This is a genomic window from Verrucomicrobiia bacterium, from assembly GCA_035629175.1.
Lineage (GTDB): Bacteria > Verrucomicrobiota > Verrucomicrobiia > Limisphaerales > DASXHY01 > DASXHY01.
The window spans coordinates 137,933-146,365 of sequence record DASPIL010000040.1 but is presented as its reverse complement, the minus strand read 5'-3'; the positions used below and the strand labels follow the sequence as shown (position 1 = coordinate 146,365).

Genomic DNA, 8,433 nt, shown 5'->3' with positions numbered 1-8,433 from the left:
GTCGGTGTGAAGTATCAAGCGGCTGCACAAGGTGTGAAGCGATTTGGAGTTTTATTGGCGACTGACCCGGAGCGCCAGAGGTTTGTTGCGAAGCTTCAGAAGCAATTGTCAACGTTTTAGATGCGACCCCATTGCGCGTTCTCCCATTGCGCGTTCTTACCGACACTGAATTCGAAGTCAAGCTGGCGGATGGGTAATCACGCAGTGGCATGCAGTCGAGGCGCGCGAATCATCGGAGCTCCCGCAGGCTTTTCATTGCCAGCGGGGGATTCTGCCAGTAAAACCCTCCGCGTTTTATGAGGGCACCATTTGATACCTGGGTAAGAAATATCCTGGAACACGAAGTCATGACCCAGATGGGGCATGGCCAAAGGCGGGAAACCGCGAACCTGGGATTGGGGTGGCTGTATTACGGGATAACGCGGATCGTCAAGCCTGCCACAGCCGTCGTAATTGGATCTTACCGCGGATTCGCGCCCTTGATGATCGGACGAGCGCTGTCGGACGACGGAGATGGCACCGTGCAATTCATCGACCCCGCGCTCGTGGATGGCTTTTGGCGGGAACCGGCCGCCGTGCAGGCACACTTCGCAAAGTTTGGAGTTACAAATATTGAACACCACTGTGCCACCACTCAGCAGTTCGTGAATCAACCGGGATATCGCGCCCTCGGTGAGATCGGCGTGGTGTTTATTGATGGTTATCATTCCTATGAACAGGCGAAGTTCGATTTTGAAGCGTTCGCACCTCTGGTTACTGCACGCGGAGTAATATTTTTTCACGATAGCATTGTCGTCCGCGCTTCACGCATCTACGGACCGGACAAATCTTACGAACACAGGGTTCGCGACCTTATGGACGAGCTGAAACGCGATGTGCGGTATCAGGTTTTCGACGTTCCGTATGGCGATGGGTTAACCATGGTGCGCAAGCAGCCGACCGCGGAAACGCTGTTCCCATGAACGTGCCTGCCAGTTCCTCCTCGGAGTTGTGGGTCATCACAACGTATTTCAACTTTGTCAGGTACGAACGGCGCCTCGCCAACTATCGACATTTCCGAAAGCATATCGGCGCTCCGCTTCTCACTGTCGAGCTGGCAAAGGAAGGCGAGTTTGTTCTGAAGGAAGGGGACGCGGACATCCTGATTCAATGTTCCGATGGTGACGTGATGTGGCAGAAGGAACGTTTGCTTAACCACGGATTGTCTCGTTTGCCTGAATCCTGCCGGTACGTGGCGTGGGTCGATTGCGATTTGCTCTTCCACGATCCTGGATGGATCGAGCGCGCCGTAAAGGAATTGCAGCGGGTCCCTTTGTTGCAACCGTTCAACCGGGTGGTTCACGCATCTCGTGAAGCACGAGTATCACGATTTGAAGTGAATCCGGAATGGGTCGCGCAACCTGCGATGGGAGCTGCTTTGGCAGAACGCGGATCCTTTGAAGGGTTCATGCGAGCTGTAATGCGTCGTGCGGCTGGAACTCCGGCCAGCGGAATGGCGTGGGTCGCGCGCCGGGAGGTGCTTGAACGGCATGGATGGTATGACGCGTCGATCATTGGCGGAGGCGATACGGCCCTCGTTTGCGCAGCGTTTAACCGGCCCGAGATCGTGGTTGAACTCCATCATCTGAATGCCCGCCAGCGCGAATATTATCAGGACTGGGCGCTGCGTTTTCACAACGACGTGCAGGAAAGGGTTTCCTGTATATCGGGCACTGTCCTTCATCTCTGGCATGGAGAGTTGAGCGATCGCATGCCTCAAGAAAGACATCGGGGCCTTCGGGAGCACCAATTTGATCCGCAGAGGGATATTGCTCTGGGGAAAGATGGGGCCTGGCGGTGGGCAACGGACAAGCCAGCAATGCACCGTTATCTGAGAAGATACTTCGCCTCCCGGCTTGAAGACGGTTCCCCTGAAGGACGAGTGGTCAACATGCCATGAAGGCCTGCGAATTTCTGATTGTTTATCACGCCCGGCGTTATCGTGGTTTCTATGATGTAATATTGGACTGGATTGCGGAAAATCTGCCGGAGCATCGTTCCCGATTCGAAACCGCAAAATTGCCCTGCCGTCTTCGCGCATCCAACCAATACCGACTATTAATTCCATGGTTGCAGGATCCCGTTGAGGCGTGGTCCGGAAGAACGTACCGCCATGCAGTCGAATTGGGAGCGCGATGTGATCAAGCTGGGATTCCGATTATCAATCGGGTGGATCGATTAAGCCGGGCCGCCAAGTTGCAGGGTTCGGAGCTGATTAGGGAAACGGGATTGCGTACTCCGAAAACGTTTCGGATCACCGACCCTCAAGCTTTTCATGAATCTTTCTTCGGATTGCAATTTCCTTTCTTCGTTCGAGAGGATTTTGGCCATGGGAAGCAGATGGTGCGTGCTGATACTCCTGACGAGGCGCGCAAGATTCCGCTGCGGGAATTCACGCGGCCCGTTGCCGTCGAGTTAATCGATTCGTCGAGCCCAACAGACAAACTCTATCGCAAATACCGCTACGTAGTGGCCGGTGATTTCGGCGTGGCGCATCACCTTCAGGTGTCTCATGGATGGATAACGCGCGGTCGTAATCGGGTGGTCAACGACATCACCAGGTCCGAGGAATTGAATTACATCAATGCGCCGTGCGGTCTTCACCCGGCATTTCAGAAGGCAAAACGCGCGCTCGGTCTGGACTTTGTCGCATTCGATTATTCCCTCGATCATCGGGGCATGCCGATCATCTGGGAAGCCAACCCGTACCCTTCCATCCACTTTTCCAAGCGCGATCTGGTTTATCGCAATGAAGCGGTTCACCGGACGATTGCAATTGTCGTGGCTTCCTATTTTCGGGCTGCGGCCGTGGATATGCCATCGGAACTGGCAGCATACCTTAGCGCCGAAAATTCCATTTCATGCTCTGGATGTTTGCCTATTGCGGATCATCCTGTGCCGTCGTGGAAAACGCCGCCGACGAGACCGAAGACGCGGTGGCCGGCTTTAAGATTTCCATTCTTTTCCAGAAGAGCAGCGGCCGGCGAAAGCAACAACATGGCGCGGCCCAAAGCAGATTAATACTTTTTCCAACAATCGTTGAAAGGTTCTGAAATGGATTGTTGGCTCCCGGTATTTCACCGGATGCACTGGCTGCTGGCGTTTCGGCGGTTGCCAATTCGCAGCAACCACCACCAGAGCGCCGTCGGGATCACCCAGATCAAGTTCAGCCAGATCATGTGATGAAAAATGAAGCCGCCGGAACTGAAGAAGGGCATCGGTTCGATGACCCCCGCAGCAATTTGATTGTTAGCTTCCGCGGCATGGGCAAACCCACCGAGCGCAAAATCCTTCGCCACCGCCGCGCCGCCCACCGCGGCCTGCCATGCGATGGCACATCCACCAAACGCCTGCCATCCCAAGGCCAATCCACCCATCGCAAACCCACCGAGTGCCAAGCCGCCCCACGCAGCCATCCCCACTGCGAATCCGCCCCAGGAAAGAAGCCCGATCGCAAGCCCGCCGACACTGATCGGAGCCATCGCAACACCGCCGAACGCGAATGCCAGGCCGATCGCGATGTCGCCCGCGGCAATCCATGCTTTGACCGGCGTGCGGCGCTCAGCGAGATCGCCACCGATGCGAATATGCACGAGGGGCCAGCCAAACAGCGTTAGTGAGCTGCGATATTCCCAGGCTGGCTTGATCCGCGCCGCTGGCGGAGCCTCCGATTTTATCGCATCGGCAATGCAGCGTTCGCGCCATGCGCCCCAGCAACACAACGCGATGAGGCCGATCGCTTGCGATGTTGCGATTCCGATCAACAGCAGGACGAACAGCCGTGGATTGAACTCTGAGATCAGAGTCCTTGCGGCGAAGAGTGCCAGGTACAAGAGCATGAAACCGACGATGCAACCCAGGAGCCATTGATAGAACCTACGGATGAAGGCGCGCTCCGGATCGGAAGTGGCGCCGTCGAGGCTTAAACGATAGCCGAGGTAGTTTCCAAAAATTGCGAGCACGGGCCCGAGAAAAACCGCCCCAACTCCGAGTGCTCCCGCGGTCTTGGCGGTGCCTGTTCCTTTGGCTGCGATGGCACCGATCGTGGCTGCTTGCGCGGATAACGTCAGCGCCGGCAAGGCGGCCAGCACCCCAACTGTAAATGTCCTGCCGGGATTGCTCCGCTCCAGTGCGCGTTCGACGAAGGCAAGCACTTGCTCGTGCAATAAATTTCGTCCGCGGGATAACCGTTGTTTGACCGTGTCTTCGCTCAAATCCAAAGAGTGCGCGACGGTTTCGATGGATTGATGTTCGCGATAGAACAGGACGAGCGGTTCGCGATAGGTTTCGGGAATGTGTGCGAGCGAGCGCCAGAGAATCGCTTCCTCCTCTTTTCCAATTGCTTGTTCGTGCGGCAGTGGATCCGGCGAAGCCGACTCGAAGAGGGCGTCCAGGGTTTCGGCAGTGCGGACAGGGTCGCGGCCTTCGCGTCGCAGGCTATTTTTGATCCGATTCCGAGCAATCCCGCACAGCCACGCGCGCAGCTTGTCTTTTTCGCGCAGGTGCCGCAGCCGGTTCCATGCGGTGATGAAGGTTTCTTGGGCGAGGTCCTCGCTGGCGCCGAGGCTTCCAGTGGCGCTGTATGCGAGCGAGCAAATGAGCGACTGATATCGCGAAACAATCTGTCCGAAGGCGTCGCGATTCCCCGCCAGGCTTTCGGAAACCAGGTCTGCATCATTGTTGGCCCGCGGGGACATCGTGGTGGTCATCATATCGCGCATAAGTGGTCAGATCACGCGCTGAGGTGACAAAGAATCGGAGAGTTTTTTCTACATACTGATAAGCGCCGTGAAGTCCTGTAGCGGCGAATCAACGGGGACACAGGAGTTGTCCCGGCTGGTCATCACGCGGGGATGAGGAAACGGAACCGCAAGATGAAGTAAATGAACGATGACGTCGTCGGGGAGCTCTGAGTCAATGAGGACTCCACGCATGGATGCGCCGTTAGTGCGAGTCAGCGCGCGAGGTCGCCAACGAACGCGCATGATTTGGTGAATATCAGCGGGTGAAAGTGCCGGAGCCCGGAAAGTTGTTGGGTCCGTCCCATGGCGGCTGCCACCAAATCTCCTGAATCTTGCCCTCCCTGTCCTTGTCGTATTGGCCGATGTTCAAACGGAACCGCTCCCAGTCCGCCGATTGCGATTCATCCGACCCCGGTTTGTACCCGTTCCAATGAAATCCTTTTGGAGCGTCCCGATAAATGGATTGCAACAAACGCAGGGGCATCGAGATCTCGACCGAATAACCTGCTTCGCGTTTCCCGATCGCCACATCAACGCCAACCGGCACGGGCGGCAGGAACTGGTCGTAGCGCGAGAGGATTACCTCGGCGGTGGTTTCGCTCGGCGCCAGCCGGATGCAGATGAAGTCGAAGTATTTCTCGTAGCCCCTGCCCATGGACCGGACGGGATCAGGACGGGGATCGACCGTGATTTCCAGGCCATCCTGATGGAATTTCTCACCGAGGGTCGGCTGAAAGCTGAGGAAGGTGTCCTTGACTTGAACCGCGACGTAGAGGTTTGACGCATTCATCGAGACACTGAACTCGAAACCGTTCGTCGATGCGGAGTGATCGCGCCCCCGGGTCGAGGAGAACGGAAGCTTCGTCCATTCGGCGAGATCCCCGTCGACCCGCACGTCAGTATCATTCGATACAATCGGAAAACGCGGATGATCTCTCCATTCGAAACCTTCCACATCGAGGGATGACCTTACCCCTTTGTATTTGCTGGAGACTGTCGCCCAGCCATTTCCCTGCGGCCACAGTTGGCCCAATGCAGGATTGCCAACGGCCACAATTTTCGGATCACTCGAAATTAACGCGGGTGCAATGGCGGTGGCGCGGAATCCGCCGCGATAGAAGAGGTCCAGGCAGAGGTTCGCGTATTCGCCGGTTTCCCAAAGCCGCAAAGGTTTGTTTTGATCGCCGTGGGTAATGTTCAAACGTGCGTCGACGAGTTCTGGTTTTTTGGTCCTGAAGAGAAAATACAGCATGTCACGGATTTGCGTCGCGCAGGACGCCCATCCATGCGTCATGTTGTGAACCTGGTAAAATACAAGCTCGTCGCCTTCAACCCAGCCCTTTTGCAAAAAGGTCGCGGCGGTCAGTCGAATAGCCTTCCAAGCATTTGCCGAGTCCAACTCTGATCCCATGATCCATATCCGCGGCTTTTGGGCTTTGAACGGACGGTCCCGAAAGTTTTCGACAGAAGCCCACGAGCCTCCCCACCAGACAGCCGGTTCCATCGCACCGATTCGGCCAAAGATTTCCGGATGCTGCGTTCCAATCAGAAACGACGCCAAGCCACCCAATGAAAAACCCGTGACGCCGGTGTTGGAAGCATCGGGCAAGGTGCGAAAGTGGGCATCGATGTGCGGTTTGATATCGTGAATCAGGACCTTCATGAAGTTGGAGAGTCCTCCGGTTGGCTCCGATATTCCGGGTATTTGCGTCGGAGTTAAATCGTATCGTCGTGAACGGGGTGTGCGGTTATCGACAGCCACGAGGATGATCGGCTCGATGAATCGTTCGCGTATCAGTGCGTCGCGTTCCCGGCTGAGGTCGAGCGTGTCGAAGGAATACAGCACGGGATACCTTCTTGAAGACGACTCATATCCGGGCGGCAGAATGACAGTGATTTTGTGATCGCCTGGATAGGCGCCGTCCCGCGGCTGCGCCTTGAAAATCAGCCGAGCGCCCTGGTTTGTCACAAGGGTGAGGGCAGTTTGCGCGCGAGCAAGGCCAGGCATGAGAATGAAGATCGCGGCAACTACAATGGATCGAACGGTGAGCGAATCGAAGGATCGGTGAGTCATGGAACTGGTTGTGTGTCGTGTCTGCCGCGTTTTGTAAGGACTTCCTGCATAAATCGCCTCCTGGCGGAATTTCTGCCAACGGTTCGAATCGTGGCCGAACCACTTGCGCAGATCGTGGCTGGGCGCCGCCTCCTTGAGCCAGTCGGTGAGAGCCAGCGCCGCCTTTTTCTTTCCGCGCGGCCAGAGCCGGTCGACAAAGAAACGCTCGCCATCCTGCACAGCGGGAGATTTCGGGATCGAGCGTGGATCGCAGGAGTTCCTGGAATTGTGGGTCCATGGTTTCATTGTGAGTTGGCGCGCGGTTATTACCCGTTCCGAAACAATACAGAATCGAGCCCTTTCAACCAAAGGGCAAAGTCCCTGCGCCCACAGCAGCGCTGGTTCACTTGCCGATTTCCTGCTCGACGATGTGATAGCATTTGCCGGAAACTTTGGGCGCATTACAGTGACATCGTTCACGCCGGTGTGGCGAAATGGCAGACGCACAGGACTTAAAATCCTGGGACCCTAAAAAGTCGTGTCGGTTCGAGTCCGACCACCGGTACCAACTCCGACTTCCCGTTCGCTCCCGCCCGTTTCCGCTGCTCATCGATTCCCGCGGTGGGTCTTCACTAGCGCGGTTGCAACGAGCGCCGCGAGGAGACCTCCGAGAACAGGATAACGATGTTTCGAAAGCCACCATTGAAAACTCCAGCGGGAGGCGCGCGCATCGAAACGCCCGTGCGCGCCATGATCGCCCGCCACGGGATCCCAGAGGTTGTGAGGACGATCCGGATCTTCGGGCTGATCGGTTTGTTGGGAAGCAATTCCCTTTTTCGCCAGGACGCGGTCTGCGTAATCCGTCGCCACTTTGTTCCCCCAGATCGCTTTCAATGATGGCCAGCCAAGAATGTATTCGCGCTTCGGATGCCTGGATGCGTGGAGGATTGCATCTGCGGCAATTTCCGGTTGAAAGATGGGCGGAACGGGTTGCGCGCGATTGGGAAGGCGGCTCTTCACCCATCCGAATTGGGGCGTGTTGACAGCGGGCATCTGCACCAGGGTCACCTTCACGCGGCTGCGATCGTGAATCAGTTCCGTTCGCAACGAATCGCAGAAACCCTCGATCGCGTGCTTTGCACCGCAATACGCGGCCTGCAATGGAATGCCCCGGTACGCCAGAGCAGAACCCACCTGCACGATGACGCCCCTGTCGCGCGGCAACATTCGTTTGAGGGCCGCAAGCGTGCCATACACATAACCGAGATATGTGACGTCGGTGACGCGTTTGAATTCCTCGGGCGGCGTTTCCTTGACGGGCGAAAAGACGGATACCATTGCGTTGTTCACCCACACGTCGATCGGTCCAAGCTCGCGCTCAGTTTGTTCCGCCGCGGTTTCCATGGCCGATGCGTCTGCCACGTCGAGAGGAATGATGATGCAGCGGCGTCCCATTGCCTCAACTTCCTTTTGCGCTGCATCGAGCCCGTCAGTGCCTCGCGCAAGAAGGGCAAGGTCGGCCCCGTCCTGAGCGAAGGCTCGAGCGGTCGCGCGTCCGATTCCTGCCGAAGCGCCTGTGATGACAACAATTCGTTTCAT

Annotated in this window: 6 protein-coding genes and 1 tRNA gene; 4 read left to right on the top strand and 3 right to left on the bottom strand. The window is 56.7% G+C overall.

Annotated features, from left to right (window positions below):
- Window positions 1–296 precede the first annotated feature (296 nt).
- From VEH04_06905 to VEH04_06895, 3 genes are all read left to right on the top strand, one after another.
- Window positions 297–962: a class I SAM-dependent methyltransferase gene (locus VEH04_06905; protein HYG22496.1), complete on the top strand. Its 666-nt coding sequence runs from the start codon at window positions 297–299 to the stop codon at window positions 960–962.
- On the top strand, window positions 959–1,939 hold the full coding sequence (locus VEH04_06900; protein ID HYG22495.1) for a hypothetical protein: 981 nt from the start codon (window positions 959–961) through the stop codon (window positions 1,937–1,939). The genes VEH04_06905 and VEH04_06900 overlap by 4 nt, the downstream gene beginning before the upstream one ends.
- Before the next feature lie 392 nt (window positions 1,940–2,331).
- Window positions 2,332–3,060 carry a hypothetical protein gene (locus VEH04_06895; protein HYG22494.1) on the top strand — a complete coding sequence of 243 codons (729 nt, stop codon included), beginning with the start codon at window positions 2,332–2,334 and terminating at the stop codon, window positions 3,058–3,060.
- Between the two features lie 56 nt (window positions 3,061–3,116).
- Here VEH04_06895 and VEH04_06890 read toward each other — a convergent pair whose 3' ends face one another.
- Together VEH04_06890 and VEH04_06885 are read right to left on the bottom strand one after the other, a co-directional pair.
- Window positions 3,117–4,751 carry a sigma-70 family RNA polymerase sigma factor gene (locus VEH04_06890; GenBank protein ID HYG22493.1) on the bottom strand — a complete coding sequence of 545 codons (1,635 nt, stop codon included), beginning with the start codon at window positions 4,749–4,751 and terminating at the stop codon, window positions 3,117–3,119.
- Between the two features lie 286 nt (window positions 4,752–5,037).
- The gene (locus VEH04_06885; GenBank protein HYG22492.1) at window positions 5,038–7,140 is read right to left on the bottom strand and encodes an alpha/beta hydrolase-fold protein; all 2,103 of its coding nucleotides are present in this window, start codon (window positions 7,138–7,140) and stop codon (window positions 5,038–5,040) included.
- Window positions 7,141–7,314: 174 nt separating this feature from the next.
- Between VEH04_06885 and VEH04_06880 the strand changes: the two genes are divergently transcribed.
- Window positions 7,315–7,402: transfer RNA gene (locus VEH04_06880), tRNA-Leu, on the top strand.
- Window positions 7,403–7,440: 38 nt separating this feature from the next.
- Here VEH04_06880 and VEH04_06875 read toward each other — a convergent pair.
- Window positions 7,441–8,433: an SDR family oxidoreductase gene (locus tag VEH04_06875; protein ID HYG22491.1), complete on the bottom strand. Its 993-nt coding sequence runs from the start codon at window positions 8,431–8,433 to the stop codon at window positions 7,441–7,443.